The sequence below is a fragment of the Blastococcus sp. SYSU D00868 genome (genome assembly GCF_054050575.1).
Genome location: NZ_JBJGZO010000041.1, coordinates 1 through 19,947, shown reverse-complemented (window position 1 = coordinate 19,947; position 19,947 = coordinate 1). Strand labels below are relative to the sequence as shown.

At 76.4% G+C, this 19,947-nt stretch carries 22 protein-coding genes; 10 read left to right on the top strand and 12 right to left on the bottom strand.

Annotated elements, in window-relative coordinates; all coding sequences use genetic code 11:
- Positions 1–35: 35 nt before the first annotated feature.
- The 5 genes from ACI79F_RS22595 to ACI79F_RS22575 all read right to left on the bottom strand — a co-directional run bounded on the left by ACI79F_RS22595 (position 36) and on the right by ACI79F_RS22575 (position 2,497).
- The gene (locus tag ACI79F_RS22595) at positions 36–944 is read right to left on the bottom strand and encodes a hypothetical protein (protein ID WP_456546959.1); all 909 of its coding nucleotides are present in this window, start codon (positions 942–944) and stop codon (positions 36–38) included.
- 7 nt (positions 945–951) lie between these two features.
- Positions 952–1,161 carry a heavy-metal-associated domain-containing protein gene (locus ACI79F_RS22590; RefSeq protein WP_456546958.1) on the bottom strand — a complete coding sequence of 70 codons (210 nt, stop codon included), beginning with the start codon at positions 1,159–1,161 and terminating at the stop codon, positions 952–954.
- A 32-nt stretch (positions 1,162–1,193) separates the two neighbouring features.
- Positions 1,194–1,499, bottom strand: coding sequence for a metal-sensitive transcriptional regulator (locus ACI79F_RS22585; RefSeq protein WP_456546957.1), 306 nt, complete (start codon positions 1,497–1,499; stop codon positions 1,194–1,196).
- A 46-nt stretch (positions 1,500–1,545) separates the two neighbouring features.
- Entirely contained in the window at positions 1,546–1,923 is a 378-nt protein-coding gene (locus tag ACI79F_RS22580) for a MerR family transcriptional regulator (protein WP_456546956.1), read from the bottom strand.
- A gap of 70 nt (positions 1,924–1,993) precedes the next feature.
- Positions 1,994–2,497, bottom strand: coding sequence for an Hsp20/alpha crystallin family protein (locus tag ACI79F_RS22575; RefSeq protein WP_456546955.1), 504 nt, complete (start codon positions 2,495–2,497; stop codon positions 1,994–1,996).
- 309 nt (positions 2,498–2,806) lie between these two features.
- Here ACI79F_RS22575 and ACI79F_RS22570 point away from each other — a divergent pair, with 309 nt between their 5' ends.
- From ACI79F_RS22570 to ACI79F_RS22550, 5 genes are all read left to right on the top strand, one after another.
- Positions 2,807–3,439 (top strand): hypothetical protein, encoded by a 633-nt coding sequence (locus ACI79F_RS22570; RefSeq protein WP_456546954.1) that lies wholly within the window; start codon positions 2,807–2,809, stop codon positions 3,437–3,439.
- A 163-nt stretch (positions 3,440–3,602) separates the two neighbouring features.
- Positions 3,603–4,004 carry an STAS domain-containing protein gene (locus ACI79F_RS22565; protein ID WP_456546953.1) on the top strand — a complete coding sequence of 134 codons (402 nt, stop codon included), beginning with the start codon at positions 3,603–3,605 and terminating at the stop codon, positions 4,002–4,004.
- Positions 4,005–4,013: 9 nt separating this feature from the next.
- Complete coding sequence (locus ACI79F_RS22560; protein ID WP_456546952.1) at positions 4,014–5,327, top strand: YibE/F family protein; 1,314 nt, start codon at positions 4,014–4,016, stop codon at positions 5,325–5,327.
- A complete protein-coding gene (locus tag ACI79F_RS22555; RefSeq protein ID WP_456546951.1) occupies positions 5,324–5,953 on the top strand; it encodes a class I SAM-dependent methyltransferase in 630 nt (209 codons plus the stop codon). The genes ACI79F_RS22560 and ACI79F_RS22555 overlap by 4 nt, the downstream gene beginning before the upstream one ends.
- Positions 5,943–6,272, top strand: a complete 330-nt coding sequence (locus ACI79F_RS22550) for a TraR/DksA family transcriptional regulator (protein ID WP_456546950.1) — start codon at positions 5,943–5,945, stop codon at positions 6,270–6,272. The genes ACI79F_RS22555 and ACI79F_RS22550 overlap by 11 nt, the downstream gene beginning before the upstream one ends.
- A gap of 30 nt (positions 6,273–6,302) precedes the next feature.
- On the opposite strand, the gene ACI79F_RS22545 is transcribed toward ACI79F_RS22550, so the two are convergent.
- From ACI79F_RS22545 to ACI79F_RS22525, 5 genes are read right to left on the bottom strand one after another with little or no spacing between them, the layout of a single operon-like run.
- Positions 6,303–6,452 (bottom strand): glycosyltransferase, encoded by a 150-nt coding sequence (locus tag ACI79F_RS22545; RefSeq protein WP_456547002.1) that lies wholly within the window; start codon positions 6,450–6,452, stop codon positions 6,303–6,305.
- Positions 6,453–6,508: 56 nt separating this feature from the next.
- Positions 6,509–7,354, bottom strand: coding sequence for a glycosyltransferase family 2 protein (locus ACI79F_RS22540; RefSeq protein ID WP_456546949.1), 846 nt, complete (start codon positions 7,352–7,354; stop codon positions 6,509–6,511).
- 38 nt (positions 7,355–7,392) lie between these two features.
- Positions 7,393–8,439: a prenyltransferase gene (locus ACI79F_RS22535; RefSeq protein ID WP_456578950.1), complete on the bottom strand. Its 1,047-nt coding sequence runs from the start codon at positions 8,437–8,439 to the stop codon at positions 7,393–7,395.
- Between the two features lie 28 nt (positions 8,440–8,467).
- On the bottom strand, positions 8,468–9,253 hold the full coding sequence (locus tag ACI79F_RS22530; protein ID WP_456546947.1) for a class I SAM-dependent methyltransferase: 786 nt from the start codon (positions 9,251–9,253) through the stop codon (positions 8,468–8,470).
- 10 nt (positions 9,254–9,263) lie between these two features.
- The gene (locus ACI79F_RS22525) at positions 9,264–10,517 is read right to left on the bottom strand and encodes a glycosyltransferase family 4 protein (RefSeq protein ID WP_456546946.1); all 1,254 of its coding nucleotides are present in this window, start codon (positions 10,515–10,517) and stop codon (positions 9,264–9,266) included.
- A gap of 87 nt (positions 10,518–10,604) precedes the next feature.
- Between ACI79F_RS22525 and ACI79F_RS22520 the strand changes: the two genes are divergently transcribed.
- The 3 genes from ACI79F_RS22520 to ACI79F_RS22510 all read left to right on the top strand — a co-directional run bounded on the left by ACI79F_RS22520 (position 10,605) and on the right by ACI79F_RS22510 (position 12,875).
- Entirely contained in the window at positions 10,605–10,898 is a 294-nt protein-coding gene (locus ACI79F_RS22520; protein ID WP_456546945.1) for a Dabb family protein, read from the top strand.
- 96 nt (positions 10,899–10,994) lie between these two features.
- Complete coding sequence (locus ACI79F_RS22515) at positions 10,995–12,071, top strand: DUF4192 domain-containing protein (RefSeq protein ID WP_456546944.1); 1,077 nt, start codon at positions 10,995–10,997, stop codon at positions 12,069–12,071.
- A 123-nt stretch (positions 12,072–12,194) separates the two neighbouring features.
- The gene (locus ACI79F_RS22510) at positions 12,195–12,875 is read left to right on the top strand and encodes a hypothetical protein (RefSeq protein WP_456546943.1); all 681 of its coding nucleotides are present in this window, start codon (positions 12,195–12,197) and stop codon (positions 12,873–12,875) included.
- Positions 12,876–12,902: 27 nt separating this feature from the next.
- Here ACI79F_RS22510 and ACI79F_RS22505 read toward each other — a convergent pair whose 3' ends face one another.
- Both ACI79F_RS22505 and ACI79F_RS22500 read right to left on the bottom strand, forming a co-directional pair.
- Positions 12,903–14,990 carry a S9 family peptidase gene (locus ACI79F_RS22505; protein ID WP_456546942.1) on the bottom strand — a complete coding sequence of 696 codons (2,088 nt, stop codon included), beginning with the start codon at positions 14,988–14,990 and terminating at the stop codon, positions 12,903–12,905.
- 93 nt (positions 14,991–15,083) lie between these two features.
- Positions 15,084–15,818: a metal-dependent transcriptional regulator gene (locus ACI79F_RS22500; RefSeq protein ID WP_456546941.1), complete on the bottom strand. Its 735-nt coding sequence runs from the start codon at positions 15,816–15,818 to the stop codon at positions 15,084–15,086.
- A gap of 172 nt (positions 15,819–15,990) precedes the next feature.
- On the opposite strand from ACI79F_RS22500, the gene ACI79F_RS22495 reads away from it, so the two are divergent.
- A complete protein-coding gene (locus tag ACI79F_RS22495; protein ID WP_456578949.1) occupies positions 15,991–17,172 on the top strand; it encodes an acetoin utilization protein AcuC in 1,182 nt (393 codons plus the stop codon).
- Complete coding sequence (locus tag ACI79F_RS22490; protein WP_456547709.1) at positions 17,165–19,879, top strand: bifunctional acetate--CoA ligase family protein/GNAT family N-acetyltransferase; 2,715 nt, start codon at positions 17,165–17,167, stop codon at positions 19,877–19,879. Before ACI79F_RS22495 ends, ACI79F_RS22490 begins: the two co-directional genes overlap by 8 nt.
- The last annotated feature ends 68 nt before the right edge of the window (positions 19,880–19,947 follow it).

Sequence of the window (19,947 nt, the reverse complement as noted above, 5' to 3'; positions counted from 1 at the left end):
GATCAGCAGCTCGACCTGCCCGGGCACGGGCCCGCTCACGACGCCTCCACGGTGAACTCGGCGGTGTGCACGGTGCCGCCGTGCCGGAAGTCCAGGAACAGCCGGTAGCTGCCCGGCGAGGGTGCCGTCGTCCCGAAGACCACGTGCGGCCCGGGCGCCGGGGCGGCGCCGGCCACCGCGTCGACCGGGTGCACGTGCACGTAGGCCAGGTCCCCGGCGCGCAGCACCACCAGGTGGCCGAAGGCGCCCAGATAGGGCTGCAGGTCGGTGACCAGGACCCCGTCGCGGCTGACGCTCAGCGTCAGCTCGCTCTCCCCGCCCGGGACCAGCCCGCCGGTCAGCACGACCGTGTAGCCGTCCACCTGCGCGGTGGCCGACGGCGGGGGCAGCGGCCGCGGGGCGAAGTCGCCGGCCACGGCCAGGTCGGCCCCGAGGGTGAGTCGCTCGCCCAGGGCGGTGGGCGTGGTGTCGGCGATCACCCGCCAGCTGCCGGGGGAGAGGTCCAGCGGGACGGTCCACGTCCCGTCCGGCCCGAGCGCGGGATGCACGTGCTGGTAGCCGGTGAGGTCCCGCCGGACGGCGACGAGGTGCAGGTCCTCCTCGTGCTCGACGTCGAACGCGCGCACCGGGGCGCCGTCGGGGCCGAGCACCCGGAAGGCCAGCGGCGTGGCGGGCCCGGCGGGGAGGGTGTCGGCGAGCAGGTCGAGGGTGTGGCCGGAGGCGCTGACCGCGAGGCCGCCGACGTCGGCCGACCCCGCGTCCGACCCTCCGGCGGCGTCCGCCCCGCCCTCGTGGCCGGCGTCGCCCGCGTGCCCGCCGTCGGTGTGCTCGCCGGCGGCCGGCTCGGCGTCCACCGGGCCGACCGCCGCGCCGACGCCCACGCTGGCGCCGAACACGGCGGCCAGGCCGAGGACGAAGGCGGCCACCTTGGCGGGGGTGCTCACGAGGCCGTCAGCGCCCGGTGAGCTCGTACCCGGCCTCCTCGACGGCGGCCGCCACGGCGGCCTCGTCGAGCGGCGCGTCGCTGGTCACGGTGACCGCCCCGGAGGGCAGGTCGACGTCGACCGCGGTGACGCCGGGCAGGCCGCCGACCTCCTCGGACACCGCGGAGACGCAGTGGCCGCAGGTCATGCCGGTGACGGTGTAGGTGCTGGTGGTCACGCAGATCTCCCTGGGTGGTGGATGGGTCGTGCTCAACTGCGGACGAGCCGGGCGATGGCGGCCGAGGCCTCGCGGACCTTCTCCTCGGCCTCCGGCCCGCCGGCCTGCGCCGCCGCGACGACGCAGTGCGACATGTGCTCCTCGAGCAGCCCCAGGGCGACCGACTGCAGGGCGCTCGTCATCGCCGAGACCTGGGTGAGGATGTCGATGCAGTACTTCTCGTCCTCGACCATGCGCTGCAGGCCGCGGGCCTGGCCCTCGATGCGGCGCAGGCGCTTGAGGTAGTCGTCCTTGCGCGAGATGTACCCGTGCGGGGCGTGGGCGGGGGCCTCGTCCATGCCCGGAACCATACCCCCGTTGGGTATCGAGCGCCAGGTGTGGGGGTCAGTCGGCGGGCTCGGCGTCGTCCTGCTCGGCGCGCAGCCGGTCCACCGTCCCCTGGAGCCGGGCGCTGTGGGCGCGGGCGTCGGCCAGCTCGTCCTGCAGGCCGAGGATGACCTCGGCCGACGCGAGCGTGTGGCCCTCGTCGAGCAGGGTCCGCAGGCGGGCGGCGAGGGCGAGCTGCGCCCGCGAGTAGCGGCGGTGACCGCCGGGGGACCGGTGCGGCCGGAGGACGCCGGAGCCGTCGAGGCTGCGCAGGAAGGCCGCCTGCACGCCGAGGAGGTCGGCGGCCTGGCTCATGGTGAGCGCGGGGAAGTCCGGGTCGTCGAGCCGGCGCAGCGGATCGCGGGGCGACCCCCCGCCGCTCCTGGACGTGGCCACGGCGCTCCTCCCCTGGAGAGACGACCGGGGGCCGGACCTCGCGGTCCGGCCCCCGGTCCCGGTCGTGCCGTCAGTGCTCGACGGCCTTGTGCTCCGGCTCGGCCCGCTCGCCCTCGATGGTGCGCCCCTCGACGGCGGTCGGCGTGTCGGCGCGCGTCACGGTGATCTTGCGTGCCCGGGCCTTCTCGGCCACCGGGATGCTCACCGTGAGGACGCCGTCGTGGTAGTGCGCCTCGAGCCGGTCGGTGTCCAGGCTGCGCCCGAGCACGAGCTGGCGGGTGTAGCTGCCGAAGGGCCGCTCGGCGATCGCCCACTCGGCGCCCTCGAGCTGCGGCACGGAGCGCTCGGCGGTGACGGTGAGCGTGTTGCCCTCGACCGACAGGTCGATCGACCCCGGGTCGACGCCCGGCAGGTCGAAGTGGGCGACGAAGTTGTCGCCGACGCGGTAGGCGTCCATCGGCATGCCCGACAGCGCGCGGGCGGTCGTCGAGCCCGAGCGGCCGGTCAGCTGGTCCAGCGCGCGGAAGGCGGCGGACGTGGCGGCGAACGGGTCGTAGGCGGTCAGCATCGCCATGGCTGTGCAACCTCCTGGGTGTGTCGCTGTGCTGTTCGCTGCCCGAGGAAGAACCTCTAGTGGCAACTGGAGATTACCTCCATCGGACGTCGTTGTAAACGTCTCGCCGCCGGAAGTGTTCCCGGCGCATCCCGCGGCGTGTCGGCTCTTGTTCACCGGCCCCTCTGTGGGGCACTGCCACGACCTGGCCCACGAGGACCACGCCATGATGTTCAGCTGGGAGATCACGCCGTCCCCGCCGCCACCCCCGCGCGGCCGCCGGGCGCCGTCCGGTCCCTCCTCGGGCCGGCGCCGGTGCCGTGGGCGGCGGTGGCCGGGCTGGCGGTGCTCACCGCCTGCGCCGACGGCTTCGTCGTCACGGTGGTGCAGCCGACCGTCGGCGCGATCGAGCGGGCACGGAGCCCGTTCGCCACGTGGCTGCGCACCTCCACCCTGCTGCTGCCGCTGTTCGTGCTCGCCGTGCTCGCCGCGCTGGCGTTCGCCCGCCGGCGGGTGGGACCGCAGCTGCGCACCGCCCGGCCGGTGCTGGTGGCCGCCCTGGTCGTCGTCGCCGCCACGACCGCGGTGGGCACCGCGTGGCTCCTGGTCAACGTGGCGGTCGACCACCACCTGCAGTCGGAGCTCCTGCAGGCGCAGGCGGCGGGCCACCCGCACGCCGGCGCGGCGCCGGACGTCGCCCTGGCCGACGCCCAGGCGCGGACGCTGGAGCTCGACCTGCTGGCCGCGCGCCACGGCGGGGCCGCCGTCCTCGTGGCCAACGCCGTCCTGGTGACCTGGCTGGTCGCCCTCCGCGGCGGCCGCATCGACGCCGTCCGCCGGGGCGTGACCGGCCCCCGTCCCGCCCGGCGGACCCCCAGGAGAGGGGATGCCGCTGCCGGCCCTCCCCGGGGCACGCTGTGTGCGGGCCGGGTGGACACCGGCCCGGAGGAGCGGACGACATGACGCCACCGGACCCCCGGCTGCGCCGGGTGCTCGCGCGTTCCCCACGCCGGACGAGCCTGCCTCCCGCGGGCTACCCGGGGCCGGCCCCGACCCCGGACCCGCCTCCGGAGCAGCCGGAGCCGGGTGCCGGGACACCGCGGCCCGCGGGTGCCACGATCGGCGCGTGAGCCGAGCAGAACCCGGGCAGGAGGGGGTCGTGGACCGCACCCCCGACGCGACAGCACCTGGCGGCACCGACGTCCTGGACGTCCGTGCGGAGCGGGACGGGGAGGTCTGCCGGCTGACCCTGGCCGGCGAGCTCACCGAGGCCGCGCGCCGGCCGCTCGTCCGCGAGCTCACCGACGTCCTGCTCCAGGAGTCGGCGCTGCGCCGCGTCGAGCTCCTGCTCGGCGAGGTCACCTTCATGAACTCGGCCGGCATGGCCGTGCTCGTGCAGCTGCAGAAGATGGCGGCGCCGCGGGGCGTGGAGATCGTCCTGGTCCGCCCGCGCGCCGTCGTGGCCCGGCCGCTGCAGCTGTCCGGGCTCTGGCACCGCTTCACGGTCACCGAGGAGCCGGGCACCTAGCCTGGGCGGGTGCCGTCCAGCCACTCGCACGACCACGCCGGCCACTCCCACGGCGTCGATCCCGACGCTCCGCCGCCGGCGCCGGAGGTGCTGGCCCGCCGCCGCCGGGCGGTGCGCCTCATGCTGTTCCTGCTCGTGCCCGTGGGGCTGGCCACCGTCGTGGGGCTGATCGTGCTGTGGCCGTCGGGTGAGCCCAGCCGGGCCCAGGAGGCCGCGGACACCTTCTTCCCCGCCGGCACGACCTACCCCGACGGCCGGGTGGTGTCGGTGGACCCGTTCGACTGCTCGGTCCCCAACGCCGACGGCACCACCCAGGAGCTGACCTGCGCCTCGGTCGTCGTCGAGGTGCTGGAGGGCGAGGGCGCGGGGGAGTTCCAGCAGCTGGAGCTGCCGGCCGAGGTCTACGCCGCCGGCGTCGAGGTCGACGACGTCCTCGTGCTCAGCCGCGACGGCGGCACCGAGGGCGGCGCCACCTACAACTTCTTCGACTACGAGCGGACGACGCCGCTGGTCCTGTTCGCCCTGGCCTTCGCGATCGTGGTCGGCGCCGTCGCCCGGCTCCGCGGGCTGGCGGCCCTCGTCGGGCTGGCGTTCGCCTTCTTCGTGCTGCTGGAGTTCGTGCTGCCGGGCCTGCTGTCCGGGCAGTCGCCGACCGCGGTGACCCTCGTCGGGTCGGCCGCGATCATGTTCGTCGTCCTGTACCTCGCGCACGGGTTCTCGGCGCGGACGACGACGGCCCTCGTGGGCACCCTCTTCGGCCTGGCCCTGGTCACCGTGCTGGGCGCGGTCGCCGTGGAGTCCGCCCGGCTGACGGGGCTGACCACCGAGGAGACCGTCCAGTTGCAGACGTTCGACCCGGCACTGGACTTCTCCGGTCTGGTGATCGCCGGCGTCGTGGTCGCCGGGCTCGGCGTGCTCAACGACGTGACGATCACGCAGGCCTCGGCGATCTGGCAGCTGCGCGAGGTGGATGCGGGCATGGGCTGGCGGCAGCTGTACCGGCGCGGCATGACCATCGGCCGCGACCACATCGCCTCGACCGTCTACACCGTCGTGTTCGCCTACGCCGGGGCCGCGCTGCCGCTGCTGCTGCTGTTCGAGCTCTACGCCCAGCCGGCCGGCGTGACGCTGACCAGCTCGGCGCTGGCCGAGGAGGTGATCCGTACCCTGGCCGGCGGCATCGCGCTCGTGCTGGCGGTGCCGGTGACGACAGCCGTCGGGGCGTTCTTCGCCACGGCCTCGGGAACGGAGACACCCGCCATGCCGGAGAACGGGTCGGCCGGCCGCGGCCTGGCCGCGCTGCGCTCGCGGATCGCCCGATGACCGCCACGGCCGTGGACCTGCTGGCCGCCGCCGAGGCCGCCGAGGGCTTCATGCCCGCCGACGAGGGGTGGGCCCTGTACGAGGCCGCCCGCGCCGTGGCGGTGCCCGGGCCGCTGCTGGAGATCGGCAGCTGGATGGGCAAGTCCGCGCTGTACCTGGCCGCCGCCGCGCGGGAGACCGGCCGGCAGGTGGTGACCGTCGACCACCACCGCGGCTCCGAGGAGCACCAGCCCGGCTGGGAGTACCACGACCCGTCGCTGGTCGACCCGTCCGTGGGGCTCGTCGACACGCTGCCGCGGTTCCGCCGGCAGATCGCCGAGGCCGGCGCCGAGGACGTCGTCGTCGCCGTCGTCACCCGCTCGGAGACGCTCGCGCCGCTGTGGGCCACCCCGCTGGCGCTGCTGTTCCTCGACGGCAGCCACACCGAGGAGTCGGCGCGCCGCGACCAGGACGCCTGGGTCGCCAAGCTCGCCGTCGGCGGCACCCTGGCCATCCACGACGTCTTCCCCGACCCGGCCGACGGCGGGCAGGCGCCGTTCGGCGTCTACCGGCGCGTGGTCGCCTCCGGCGACTTCGTGGAGCTGCCCGGCACCGGGTCGCTGCGGCTGCTGCGCCGTGAGCGCTGACCCGCTGCTCGAGGAGCGGGACGCCGCGCGGGCCGCGATCGCGGCGCTGAGCGGCGAGTTCGACGCCGTGGTGGCTGCCTCGCAGTCCTCCAACGCCGACGACGAGCACGACCCCGAGGGCGCGACCATCGCCTTCGAGCGGCAGCAGGTGGCGGCGCTGCTGGCCGCGGCCCGGCGCCGGCTGGCCGACGCCGAGGCGGCGCTGGCCCGCCGGGACGAGGGGTCCTACGGCGTCTGCGAGGGCTGCGGCGGCGCGATCGCCCCCGAGCGGCTGGCCGCCCGGCCGGCCGCCCGCACCTGCATCGCCTGCGCCTCGTAGCCCTCCGCGAGATCTGCACACTCGTCACCATCAGCCGCTGGGGCCGACGAGTGTGCAGATCTCGCCGGGCCAGCTGACGTAGCGGCGGACCGCCCCGGCGGTGCCGTCGGTCGAGCCGTTGTCCACCACGACGACGCGCGGCCGCTCGGGCAGCGCGAGCAGCCGTTCCAGCGCGGTCAGCAGCTCCTCCCGCCGCTAGTGGGTGATCACGACGACGGCGACCCGGGGGTCGCCGGTCACACCCGACCCTCCAGCAGCCGCCGGCCCGCGAGGACGGCGGCCGGCAGCCGCCGCCGGTCCCGCACCGCCCGCGGCAGGTCCTTCAGCGCCCGTGCCAGCCCGCGCCGCTCGGGGCCGCCGGCACGCAGCCCGGCGAGGACGACGCGACCGACGTCGGGCAGCGGCAGCCGCATCACCGCGGTGAGCAGCTTCGACCGCCAGATCGCGGTCCGCCGCCCGGCCGGGTCCGACCGGCGCACCGACGGGTGGTGGTGCACCGTCACCGCGTCGACGTAGGCCAGGCCCCAGCCGGCCGCGGCCAGGTCGAGGGCGAGCCGCTCCTCCTCGCCCGGGAAGCGGACCACGGGGTCGAACCCGCCGGCGGCGAGGAACGCCTCGGTGCGCACCATCGCCCCGCAGGCGACGAAGCCGAGCAGCGACGGCCCGGGCAGGTCGGGCTCGGTGCCCAGCGGGCTGTGCGCCATCTCGGCGCACACCGGGTCCAGCCGCTCCTCGGGGCCGACCAGGATCCGCGCGTTGAGCACGGCGAGCCGGGGGTGCGCCCGCATCAGCGCCGCCGCCCGGGACAGGTCCCCGGGGGCCCACCACGAGTCGTCGTCGGCGAAGGCCACGAACGGCGTGCCGGCCCGCTCGGCGCCGAGGCTGCGCGCCCGCGCGCCGACGTTCTCGGGCAGCGGCAGCACGGTCACCCCCGGGTGCGCCGCGCGGACCGCCGCCACCGAGCCGTCGGTCGATCCGTTGTCGACGAAGACCACCGGCGCCTCGTGCCGCGGCAGCGAGGCCAGCAGGTCCTCGCGCCGGTCGCGGCTCATGACGACGACGGTCACGTCATCGGTGGACACGCTCGTCACCTCCGGACCGTGCCCCGGACCCGTGCGGCTCAACCCGGACGGGGGGTGAACTCCTCGCCGGCGTCGACCGGCGGCAGCGCGGCGGGGTCGGCGAACAGGCCCGCGGCGGGGGTGGCGCCCGACAGCGCGTCGGCCGCGAGCACGACGGCGGCCGCCGTCCAGGTGGTCCGCTCGATCGGCCAGCGCTTGCCGTCCGCGAAGACGAGCCCGGTCCAGTAGGCGCCGTCGTCGTCGCGCAGGTGCTGCATGGCGGCCACCTGCGCCAGGGCGTCGGCCGGCCGGCCGACGGCGGTGAGGGCGAGGGCGAGCTCGCACGTCTCCGCGCCGGTGACCCAGGGCCGGTCGGACACGCAGCGGATGCCCAGGTCCGGGACGACGAAGGTCTCCCAGTCCTCGGCCAGCCGGTCGTCGGCGGCCGCGCCGGTCAGCGCGCCGCCGAGCACCGGGTAGTACCAGTCCATCGAGTACCGCGACCGGTCGGCGAAGTCGCCGGGGCGGGTGCGCAGCGCCGTGCCGAGGTCGACGGCGGCGAGCTCCCAGTCCGGCTGCGGCTCGTCGCACAGCGCCGCGAGCGCGACGCCGCAGCGCAGGGCCTGGAACAGGCTCGCGTTGCCGGTCAGCAGCGCGGTCGTGTCCGGGGTGCCGTCGGGCCGCTGGGCCCAGCCGATCGCGCCGCCGGGCAGCTGCATGCGGGTGACCAGGTCCAGCCCGCGGCGCACCGCCGGCCACAGCTCGGCCACCAGCGCGTCGTCGCCCGTGGAGAGCCACCGGTGCCACAGGCCGACGGCCAGGTAGCCGGCGTGGTTGCTCTCCGCCCCGGGCTGGGACGCCGTGTACGTCCCCGCGGCGGCGCGGTACTCGCCGGCCCACGACCCGTCGGGCCGCTGCCGGGCGGCCAGCCAGCGGTAGGCCGCCGCGGCGCGGTCGTGCCGGCCGCCGACGTCGAGGGCCATGGCGGCCTCGACGGAGTCCCACGGGTCGAGCTGCCCGCCGCGGAACCAGGGGAGCGCGCCGTCGGCGGCCTGCTGGTCGGCGATCCAGCCGACGGTCTGGCGCACCTGCCCGCCGGTGAGCACCCCCGGCAGCTCGGGCAGGAGCGCCGGCTCAGCGGGCAGCGGCCCGCTCCCGGTCGGGGCGGCCGGTGCCGGACGTCCAGCGGCGGGCCGCCGGTTCGCCCGCCGTGGCCGGGCGGTCGGCGTAGACCACCAGGCTCTTGCCGATGACCGGGTCGAGGAGCTTCTCCGCGGTGCGGGTCACCCACGGCCGCGTGGTCAGGTCCCACACGAGCAGCCGGTGGTAGGCGCGGACGGCGGCGTTGTCGCGCTCGACGCCCGTGGCGCACTTGAGCCACCAGAAGGGCGCGTGCAGGGAGTGGGCGTGGTGCTCCGGGCCCGGCTCCAGCCCGGCGGCGGTCAGCCGGGCGCGCAGGTCGGCGCCGCGGTAGATGCGGATGTGGCCGCCCTCGTTGGCGTGGTACTCGTCGGACAGCGCCCAGCAGATCCGCTCGGGCAGCCAGCGCGGCACGCTGACCGCGACCCGGCCGCCGGGCTTGAGCACCCGGGCGATCTCGGCCATCGCGGCCGCGTCGTCCGGGATGTGCTCGAGCACCTCGGCGGCGATGACCCGGTCGACGCTGGCGTCGGGCACCGGCAGGTGCAGCAGGTCGCCGCGCACCGAGGTCGCCGCGGCCCCGGCCGGTGCCTCGCCGGCCTCGCCGATCGCGGTCAGCCACCTCCGGGTCGTCTGCACCTCGTCGACGCCCCAGTCCAGGGCGACGACGCGGGCGCCGCGCCGGTAGGCCTCGAAGGCGTGCCGCCCCTCCCCGCAGCCCAGGTCGAGCAGGGTCATGCCCGGCCGGAGGTCCAGCAGGTCGTAGTCGACGGTCAGCACGTACGGGTCCTCACTGCTGGGCCTGCTTCCGGTCGAGCACCTCGGCGTACCAGGCGGCGGTGCGCTCGGCCGCGGAGCGCCAGGTGTAGGAGGCGAGCACGCGGCGGCGGCCGGCGCGGCCCAGCTGCTCCTGCAGACCGGGGGAGTCGAGCACGAGCTCCAGGGCGGCGGTCAGCTCGCCGACGTCGCCGGCCTTGACCCGCACCCCCGCCTGCGAGCCGACCACCTCGGGCAGCGCGCCGGCGTCGGTGGTGACCAGCGGGGTGCCGCAGGCCATTGCCTCGATCGCCGGCAGCGAGAACCCCTCGTACAGCGACGGGATGGCCACGACGGCGGCCTGCTGCAGCAGCCGGACCAGGTCGGCCTCGGGCAGGGAGCCGGTGAAGGTGACCGCGTCGTGCAGGGCCAGCCGGTCGAGCGCGGCCTCCGCCGGGCCGCCGGGCCGGGCGCTGCCGACGACGGTCAGCCGCACCGCGCGCTCGGTGCGCAGCTTGGCGACGGCCTCCAGCAGGTGCACCAGCCCCTTGAGCGGCACGTCGGCGCTGGTGACCACGACGATCGAGTCCGGGTCGCGCGGCCGGTCCGGCGGCGGGGGCGTGAAGACGTCGGGGTCGATGCCGACCGGGATGACCTCGATCCGCTCGGCGGGCACGCCGAGGTGGGTGCCGATGTCGGTGCGGGAGTTCTCCGAGACGGTGGTGACCGCGTCCAGCCGCGGCGCCACCCGCGCCTGCATGCGGGTGAAGGCGTACCAGCGGCGCAGCGTCAGCTTCCGGTACGCCGACGGCGCGGCGGCCAGCTCGAGCTCGCGGTCGATGGCGACCGGGTGGTGCACGGTGGCCACGGTCGGGACGCCGGCGCGGGTCAGCCGGAGCAGCCCGTAGCCGAGGCTCTGGTTGTCGTGCACGATGTCGAACTCGTCGCGGCGGGCCAGCAGCAGCCGCGCCGCCCGCAGGCTGAAGGTCAGCGGCTCGGGGAAGCCGGCGACGGCCATGGTCGCCCACTCGGCGACGTCGATCCAGTCGCGGATCTCCGACGGGCGCACCACGCGGAACGGGTCCGGTTCCCGGTACAGGTCCAGGCTGGGCACCTCGAGCAGCGGGACGCCGTCGTCCAGCTCGGGGTAGGGCTGGCCGCTGAGCACCTGCACGTCGTGCCCCAGGGCGGTCAGCTCGCGGGACAGGGCCCGCACGTAGACGCCCTGGCCCCCGCTGTGCGGCTTGGAGCGGTAGGACAGCAGTGCGATGCGCAGCGGCCGTCCCATGTGCCGGACTCTAACGACTCGCTGTCACGGCGCCGTGCTCGCCCGGTCGGATGCGCACCCGTGAGGGGGACTGACAGGGTGGGCCGCATGCTGCGCCACGTGGTCGTGTTCACCTGGTCCGACGACGCCGACGAGGAGCGGCGGGCCGCCACGCTCGCCGAGCTCAGCCGGCTGCCGGAGACGGTCGGCGGGATGACGTCCTTCGCCATCGGCCCCGACGCCGGCCTGCGCGCGGGCAACGCGCACGCCGCGCTGGTCGCCGACTTCCCCGACGCCGAGGCCTGGCGCCGGTACGCCGAGGACCCGGTGCACCTGCAGGTGATCGCCGACCACGTGACGCCGATCCTGGCCGCGCGCACGGCCGTGCAGTACGAGGTCTGACGGCGCCGGGTGCGGGGCGCGTCCACAGGGCTCGCGCCGGTCCACAGGCGTGGCCGCCGGGACCGATGCCGGGCCGCGGTGGGCCACCGTCGGCGCATGGACGGATCCCCGCGCCCCGTGGTGCGCATCTCCCGGCTCGGCGAGGTGGCCGCGGCCCTGCCGGCGCTGCTGGGCTTCTGGCCGCACGAGTCCGTGGTGCTCATCGCCCTCGGCGGCCCCGGTGGCGGCCGCGTCGGGCTGACGGTGCGGGTCGACCTGCCGGCCGGTGCGGCGTCGGCGGCGGTCGCCCGGGCGCTGGCGGCCCGGGTCGCCACCGACGATCCCGCCGCGGTCCTGCTGGCCGTGGTGTCCGAGGCGCCCGACGACCGCGGGCTGCTGCTGGGGAGTCCGCCGGGGGACGCGGTGGCCGGTCTGCCGCACCGGGCGGTCGTGCACGACGTGGTGGTGGCGCTGGACGGCGACGGGCTGCCGGTGCGCGACGCGATCCTCGTCCGCGGCGGCCGCTGGTGGTCCTACGACTGCCCCCACCCGTGCTGCGCGCCCGGCGCCGGCACCCCGCTGCCCGGCGGGGTCTCCGCGGTGACGGCCGCCGCGGTCGCCGCCGGGTCGGTGGTCGAGCCCGGCCGGGCCGCCCTGCGGGCACGGATCGCCCGGGTGGCCGGGCCGGGCGCCGCGGCGGCCACCTGGAGCGCGCGCCGCCGCCGCGCCCGGACGGCACGGGACGGGCCGGCGGCGTGGCGGGCGTGGGAGGACATCGGGCACGCCCTGCGTCGGTGCCGCCCGGGCGGCGGCGAGGCCCTGGGCGACGGCGAGGTGGCCGCGGTGGTCTGGGCGCTGGAGGACGTCGGCGTCCGCGACCGGGCGCTGGGCCTGGCCCTGGGGGCGGACGCCGCCGCGGCCGAGGTGCTGTGGACCGAGTGCACCCGGCGGGCGCCGCTGCCGCTGGACGCGGCTCCCGCCACGCTCCTGGCGGTCAGCGCCTGGCTGCGGGGGGACGGCGCGATGGCCAACATCGCGCTGGAGCGGGCGCTGGAGAGCAGGCCCGGGTACCCGCTGGCGCGGCTGCTGGTGCAGGCGCTGGACGCCTGCCTCCCGCCGGCCGCCCTGCGCGGGCTGATCACCGAGGCCGCGGAGGCCGCCGGCGAGGCGGGCGGCGCGCAGGCGGCCGGGTGAGACCTCCCGGGCGTCATGTGCCGTCGGAGTGCATTGGGGCCGTAGGACCGGTGCCCCGGTCGCCGCGCGGGCCTAGCGTGAGCTCGTCCCACGGGGGCCGACGACGGTGGCGGGAGGCGCGCCATGTTCGTCCAGCTCATCCGAGGTCGGACGTCGGACGCCGAGGCGGTGCGGACGGCGCTGGACCGGTGGATGCAGGAGCTGCAGCCCGGCTCGATCGGCTGGCTGGGCAGCACGATCGGGATCGCCGACGACGGCCGGGTCGTCGCCGTGGCCCGTTTCGAGTCGGCCGAGGCCGCGGCGCGCAACTCGGAGCGGGCGGAGCAGACCCGGTGGTGGGAGGAGACGCAGCGGCTCTTCGACGGCGAGGTGGAGTTCGCCGACAGCGAGGACGTCCAGGTCGACCTGAGCGGTGATCCGGCCGGCGCCGGGTTCGTGCAGGTGATCACCGGCCGGGTGACCGACCGGGAGAGGGCCGCGGAGCTGATCGCCTCGCTGTCCACCGGGGACATGGCGGCCTCCCGCCCCGACATCCTCGGGAGCCTGATGATCAACCACGGGCAGGACCGGTGGGCGCAGGTCGTCTACTTCACCTCCGAGGCCGAGGCCCGCGAGGGCGAGCGCAAGGAGGCGCCGCCGGAGGTGCAGGCGGTCATGGAGCAGCTGATGGCCCTGACCCCGGAGCCGCCCGAGTTCATCGACCTGCGCCGGCCCCTCCTGTACGCGCCACCGGCCCCGGCTCCCGCCGACCTGCCGGGGCCGCGCGAGGCGGCGGAGGCGGCGGAGGTCGAGCGGTCGACCTGACGCGCAGCCGCACGCGACCCGGCCGGCTCACAGGAGCTCGGGGCGCTGCCACTCCCTCCCGAGGACGTGCTCGGCCAGGAAGGACAGCACGGTCTCGTACCAGACCGTGCTGTTCCCGGGCGTGAGCACCCAGTGGTTCTCGTCGGGGAAGTACAGGAACTTCGACGGCACCCCGCGCTTCTGGAGGCCGTACCAGAGCTGCAGCGCCTCGCCGACCGGCACGCGGTAGTCCCGGTCGCCGTGGACGACCAGCATCGGCGTGCGGATTGCGTCGACGAAGCGGTGCGGCGAGTTCTGCTCGTAGCGGCGCGGCTCGGTGAGCGGGTCGCCCCACTCCCTCTCCCAGTAGTAGGCCGCGTCGGTGGTGCCGAGGAACGAGTCGAGGTGCCACAGGCTGGCGTGGGTGACGATCGCGCGGAACCGGTCGGTCTGGGTGGCGATCCAGTTGGCCATGTAGCCGCCGAACGAGCCGCCCATCGCCGCGGTCCGGTCGGCGTCGAGGTCGGGGCGCTCGAGCGCGGCGTCCACGGCGGCCATCAGGTCGGTGTAGGGCGCCTCGCCCCAGGCGCCCCAGCCGCGGCGGACGAAGTCCTGCCCGAACCCCTGGGACAGGGCCGGGTTGGGCAGCAGCACCGCGTAGCCGCGGGCGGCCATCACCCACGGGCACCAGCGCCAGGACCAGGAGTTCCAGCTCATCAGCGGGCCGCCGTGGATCCACAGCAGCAACGGCGCGGGTGAGTCGGCCGAGGCGCCGTCGGGCAGCACCAGCCAGGACTGGACCGGCGTCCCGTCGGCGGCGGTGGCGGTGACCTCGTGCAGCGTCCCGGGCAGCGGGCCCAGCGCGCCGGGCGAGGGGAGCGCCGGCGGCTGCTGCAGCGGCGCCTCGGGGTCGAGCCGCACCGGCGCGGGCGGCTCGTCGTAGGCCGAGCGCAGCGCGTAGAGGGCGCTGCCGTCGCGGGCCACCTGCAGGTCGCTGTACGCGCCGTCCGCGGTGAGCCGCACCGGCTCCCCGCCGGCCACGGGCACCCGGAACAGCGCGTGCCGGCCGCCGTCGTCGGCGAGGAAGTAGACGGCCGACCCGTCGGCGCTGAACTGGGGCGCGCTGGGCCACCGGTCGAAGCCGGGGGTGAGGTCGCGCGCCTCGCCGCCGGCGCCGTCGACGAGCAGGAGCGTGTAGTCCGGCGGCTCGGCGTAGGTGGTCAGCGACTCGCGCACGCACACCACGGCCGACCCGTCGGGGGAGAAGCGGGCGCCGTGGACGTCGGCGAGGGGGTCGTCGACGAGCGGGCGGCTGTCCCCGGTGGCGGTGTCGACCAGCGCGATCCGGCTGCGCTGCCCGGCCGGGCCGTCGGGCACCGACTCGACGACCAGCAGCCGGCTGCCGTCGGGGGAGAGGACCGGGTCCTCCCCGCCGCCGGCGGGCGGCCGGGCCCCCGGCGTGAGGTCGCGGAGGACCGCCGGCTCGGCCGCGGCGCCGGAGGGGTCCTCGCCGGGCAGCTGTCCCGCCCAGAACAGGTGCGCGGTGTCCGGGCCGAGGTCGTGGTCCCAGTACCGCACCGGGTAGCGCTCGTGCAGCACCGCGGTGACGCCGGCGTCCTTGCGGGCCTTGCGCCGCGCGGCCTCCTCCTCGGCGTCGCCGGCGCCGGGCATGGCCGCGGCCACGACGACGACGTCCCCGCTGCCGGCGGCGACCGTCACCCCGCCGACCCCGCCCGGGTGCCCGACGACCAGCCGCGCCTCGCCGCCGTCGGGGGGCAGGCTCCACAGGGCCGGCTTCGGGTCCCCGCCGTCCGCGCCGGCGGCCGGGTCGGGCCGGGCGGAGGTGAACAGCAGCGAGCCGTCGGGGGCGAACACCGGAGCCGACTCGCCGGGGGCGCTGCGGGTCAGCCGCCGCGGCTCCCGCCGGCCGTCGGGGTCCACCTCCCACAGCGCCGACACCCACTTCTTCCGCTCGGCGTCGAGGGTCTGCACCGAGACCGCCAGCCGCCGCCCGTCCGGGGCCAGCGCCAGCCCCGTGACCCGGGGGAGCGCGACGAACGCGGCCAGGTCGGCGAAGGGGCCGGCCGTGCCGTCCGGGGCGTCGGCGGAGAGGGCGGCGGCGTCGGGCTGGCTCACCGGCGCCACGTTAGCGACCGGCCCCGGAACGCGCCGGAGCCGCCGTCGGCGTCGGGACGGCGGCTCCGGGAGGCGTGCGGGCGGGCCCGCAGCTCAGAGGCGGGACGCGGCCTGGGCCGGGGTGAGCTCCTCGTCGAGGGCGTTCACGAACACGTGCTGGGCGACGCCGGTCGGCAGCAGCTCGCCGTCGACGCTCACCGTGTCCCGCTCCACCCGGGCCAGCACCGTCGCGCCGGGCCGCAGCCCCTGCTCGGCCAGCGAGCGGATGAGGTCGGTGTCCTCCTGTAGCTGCTCGCTGATCCGGCGGATCTCCACCCGCCGGCCCTGCGGCGTGGCGGTGGTCGACAGCAGGGTCAGCGCGTCCAGCACCGCGGAGGTCTCGCCGCCGATCGCGGCGGCCGGGGAGTCGCCGCCCAGCTCGTCCAGACCGGGGATCGGGTTGCCGAAGGGCGACACCGTCGGGTTGCCGAGCAGGGCGAGCAGCTTCTTCTCCACCGCCTCGCTCATGACGTGCTCCCAGCGGCAGGCCTCCTCGTGGACGTCGGCGTACTCGAGGCCGATGACGTCCACCAGCAGGCACTCGGCCAGCCGGTGCTTGCGCATGACCGAGGTCGCCCGGCGGCGGCCCTCCTCGGAGAGCTGGAGGTGCCGGTCGCCCTCGACCGAGAGCAGGCCGTCGCGCTCCATGCGGGCCACCGTCTGGCTGACCGTGGGGCCGCTCTGGTGGAGGCGCTCGGCGATACGGGCCCGGAGGGGGACGACGCCCTCTTCCTCGAGCTCGAAGATCGTCCGGAGGTACATCTCCGTGGTGTCGATCAGATCGTTCACAACTCTCCTCCGTGTCACCGCCCATCGTACGGGCGGGCGGCGACTTCCCGGGCCCGCCGGACCGGGTGAACGGCGGCACGCCGCGCGGGATTCCCGGCGGTAGCGTCGGGGCCCCGGGACCGGGCCCCGACGGCGGGTGCGCGGCCGGCACGACCGGCGAGGAGGACGGCGCATGAGCGACTCGCTCGCCGTGATCTGGGACGACGCGCTGCTCGGCTACACCATGGGCGGGGAGCACCCCATGCACCCGGTGCGGCTGGACCTCACGGTGCGGCTCGCCGACAGCCTCGGCGTCCTGAAGAGCGACCGGATCACCGTCGTGCGGCCGGCGCTGGCCGACGCCGACCTGCTCACCCTCGTGCACGACCCCGCGTACCTGGAGGCGGTGCGGCGGGCGCCGGCCGACCCCGGCGTCGGCCACGGCCTGGGCACCGACGACAACCCGATCTTCGAGGGGATGTACGACGCCGCCGCCCTGATCACCGGCGGCAGCGTGCAGGCCGCCCGGCTGGTGCACGAGGGCGGCGCCCAGCACGCGGTGAACATCTCCGGCGGGCTGCACCACGCCATGCGCGACCGCGCCTCGGGCTTCTGCGTGTTCAACGACGCCGCGGTCGCGATCGCCTGGCTGCTGGCGCAGGGCTACGAGCGGATCGCCTACGTCGACATCGACGTCCACCACGGCGACGGCGTCCAGGCCGCCTTCTACGACGACCCGCGGGTGCTGACGGTCAGCGTCCACCAGACCCCGCTCACGCTGTTCCCCGGCACCGGCTTCCCCGAGGAGACCGGCGACCCGGACACGGCGCTGGGCAGCGCGGTCAACCTGGCGCTGCCCAACGGCACCGACGACTCCGCCTGGCTGCGGGCGTTCTCCGCCGTGGTGCCCGGCGCGCTGCAGGCCTTCCAGCCGCAGATCCTCGTCACCCAGTGCGGCTGCGACGCCCACCACGAGGACCCCATGGCCGACCTCGGGCTCACCATCGACGGCCAGCGGGCCAGCTACCGGGCGCTGCACGACCTGGCGCACCGGCTGTGCGACGGCCGCTGGGTCGCGCTCGGCGGCGGCGGGTACGGGCTGGTGCGGTGCGTGCCACGGGCCTGGACGCACCTGATCGCCGAGGCCGGCGGCGACCCGCTCGACCCGGCCACGGAGATCCCGGAGTCCTGGCGGGAGGACGTCGTCCGCCGCGGGCTGCGGGCCCGGCCGCCGACGCACATGACCGAGGGCGGTTACACCGGCTTCGCGCACTGGGACCCGTTCACCGAGTCCCGCGTGGACCGGGCGATCCTGCGCACCCGGCGCGCCTCCTACCCCTACTTCGGACTGGACCCGGACGACCCCCGTGACTGAGCAGGCCACCCCCGTTCCCGCCCCCACGGAGCCGGCGGAGCCGCAGCCGCCGGCCCACTGGGAGGCCGACATCGTGGCCGCCGACGGCGGCACGGTGCACCTGCGCCCGATCGGGCCTGGCGACGCCGAGGGGCTGGTCGGCCTGATGGAGCGCAGCTCCGACCAGACCCGCTACTACCGGTTCTTCGGCCCGATGAAGCGGCTCAGCGAGCGCGACCTGCGCCGGTTCACCCACGTCGACCACGACGCGCGGGTGGCGTTCGTGCTGCTGCTCGGCGACCAGCTGATCGGCGTGGGCCGCTACGACCGGTACCCGGACACCGACGACGCCGAGGTGGCCTTCCTCATCGAGGACGCCCACCAGGGCCGGGGCCTGGGCTCGGTGCTGCTGGAGCACCTGGCGGCCGCGGCCCGCGAGCGCGGCATCGCCCGGTTCGTCGCCGAGGTGCTGGCGCAGAACAACCGGATGGTGCGGGTGTTCCTCGACGCCGGTTACACCCCGACCCGCACCTACGAGGAGGGCGTCGTCCACCTCGTCTTCCCGATCGCCCCCACCGAGACCGCGCTGGCGGTGGCCTACGAGCGCGAGCAGCGCAGCGAGTCCCGGTCGATCGCCCGGCTGCTGACGCCGTCCTCGGTCGCCGTCGTGGGCGCCAGCAACGACGAGAGCAAGATCGGCAACGTCGTCCTGCGCCACCTGCTGGAGTACGGCTTCGACGGGCCGATCTACCCGGTGAACCCCGGCGCCCGGCACGTGCGCGGGGTGCCCGCCTACGCCGGGCTGGAGGAGATCCCGGGCGACGTGGACCTGGCCGTGGTCGCCGTCCCGGCCGAGGAGGTCGCCGGCGTGGTCGAGGCCGCCCGGCGCAAGAAGGTGCACGGGCTGGTGGTCATCTCCGGCGGCTTCGGCGAGTCCGGGGCCGAGGGGCGGGCCCGCGAGCGGGCGCTGGTGCTCGCCGCCCGCGCGTCGGGCATGCGGGTGGTCGGCCCCAACTGCCTCGGGCTGGTCAGCACCGACCCGGCGGTGCGGCTCAACGCCAGCCTCGCCCCGCAGGTGCCCGGCCGCGGGCGGGTCGGCTTCTTCGCCCAGTCCGGCGCGCTGGGGGTGGCGCTGCTGGAGCGCGCGCGGACCCGCAACATCGGGCTGTCCAGCTTCGTGTCGGCCGGCAACCGCGCCGACGTCAGCGGCAACGACCTGCTGCAGTACTGGGCCACCGACCCCGGCACCGAGGTCGTGCTGCTGCACCTGGAGAGCTTCGGCAACCCACGCAAGTTCGCCCGGCTGGCCCGCTCGGTGGGCCGGACCAAGCCGGTGGTCGCGGTGAAGAGCGGCCGGCACGTGCGGATGACCGCGGGCCTGGCCGGCACCTCGGTGGCGGTGCCGGAGGAGTCGGTGGGCGCGCTGTTCGCCTCGGCCGGCGTGATCCGCGTCGAGACGCTGGCCCAGCTGTTCGACGTCGGCACCCTGCTGGCCCACCAGCCGCTGCCGGCCGGCGACCGGGTCGCCATCGTGGGCAACTCCACCGCGCTGGGCGTGCTGGTCGCCGACGCCGTCCTGGAGGAGGGCCTGGTGCTGGCGCACGAGGCCCCGGTCGACGTCGGCACGACCGCCGGCCCCGAGGCGTTCGCCGCGGCGCTGCAGCGGGAGATCGACGACGACGGGGTGGACGCCGTGGTGGCGGTGTTCCTGCCGCCGCTGGCCCGCCGGGTCGAGCAGTTCGGCCGCGCGCTGCTGGAAGTGGCGCGCACCTCGCCGAAGCCGGTGGTGGCCACCTTCCTGTCCTCGGAGGGCATCCCGCCGGAGCTGACCGTGCCCGGCGAGGACGGCACCCCGGCCCGCGGGTCGGTGCCCTCGTACTCGACGCCGGAGCGGGCGGTGATCGCGCTGGCGAAGGTGGCGGAGTACGCGCGCTGGCGCCGCCGGCCGGTCGGCGAGCTGCCGGAGCTGCACGGGGTCGACGAGCCGGCCGCGCGCGCCGTCGTCCGCGGGGTGCTGGCGGAGGTCCCCCAGGGGCGGACGCTGACCGACGAGGAGCTCATCGCGCTGCTCGCCGCCTACGGTCTGCCGCTGCTGAAGACGCGCACCGCGACCAGCGACGTCGAGGCGGCCGCGGCGGCCGACGAGATCGGCTACCCGGTGGTGCTGAAGTCGACGGCGCCGTGGCTGCGGCACCGCACCGACCTCGGCGGGGTGCGGATGGACCTGGTGGACGCCGCCTCGGTGCGCGCGGCGTTCCGCGCCATCCCCGCCGGCGACCCGGTGATCGTGCAGGAGATGGCGGCGCCCGGGGTGGCGACCGTCGTGGAGATCGTCGACGACCCCTCGTTCGGCGCGCTGGTCGGCTTCGGCGTCGGCGGGGTGGCCACCGACCTGCTCGGTGACCGGGCCTACCGCACCCTGCCCATGACCGACCTGGACGCCGCCGAGCTGGTGCGGGCCCCGCGCGCGTGGCCGCTGCTCAACGGCTACCGCGGGTCCGAGCCGGTGGACGTCGCCGCGCTCGAGGACCTGCTGCTGCGGGTGGCGCGGCTGGCCGAGGACGTGCCCGAGGTGTTGTCGCTGACCCTGGACCCGGTGATCGTCGGCCCGGCGCAGCCCTGGCACGGCGGGCGCTCGCTGGTCATCGCCGGCGCCACCGCGCGGGTCGGTCCGCCGACGGCCCGCGTCGAGCCCGGCCCCCGCCGGATGCGCCAGCCCGGGGTGTGAGCGGGGCCGGGATCAGGTGACCTGATCGTGGCGCGTCCTCCCTCACGGTCTGCGGTGAGGGAGGACGC

Coding starts and splice junctions, on each gene's coding strand:
- ACI79F_RS22585 (WP_456546957.1), bottom strand. CDS start 1,499: ATGGACGAGGCCCCCGCCCACGCCCCGCACGGGTACATCTCGCGCAAG.
- ACI79F_RS22575 (WP_456546955.1), bottom strand. CDS start 2,497: ATGGCGATGCTGACCGCCTACGACCCGTTCGCCGCCACGTCCGCCGCC.
- ACI79F_RS22555 (WP_456546951.1), top strand. CDS start 5,324: ATGACCGCCACGGCCGTGGACCTGCTGGCCGCCGCCGAGGCCGCCGAG.
- ACI79F_RS22525 (WP_456546946.1), bottom strand. CDS start 10,517: ATGGGACGGCCGCTGCGCATCGCACTGCTGTCCTACCGCTCCAAGCCG.
- ACI79F_RS22520 (WP_456546945.1), top strand. CDS start 10,605: ATGCTGCGCCACGTGGTCGTGTTCACCTGGTCCGACGACGCCGACGAG.
- ACI79F_RS22515 (WP_456546944.1), top strand. CDS start 10,995: ATGGACGGATCCCCGCGCCCCGTGGTGCGCATCTCCCGGCTCGGCGAG.
- ACI79F_RS22510 (WP_456546943.1), top strand. CDS start 12,195: ATGTTCGTCCAGCTCATCCGAGGTCGGACGTCGGACGCCGAGGCGGTG.
- ACI79F_RS22495 (WP_456578949.1), top strand. CDS start 15,991: ATGAGCGACTCGCTCGCCGTGATCTGGGACGACGCGCTGCTCGGCTAC.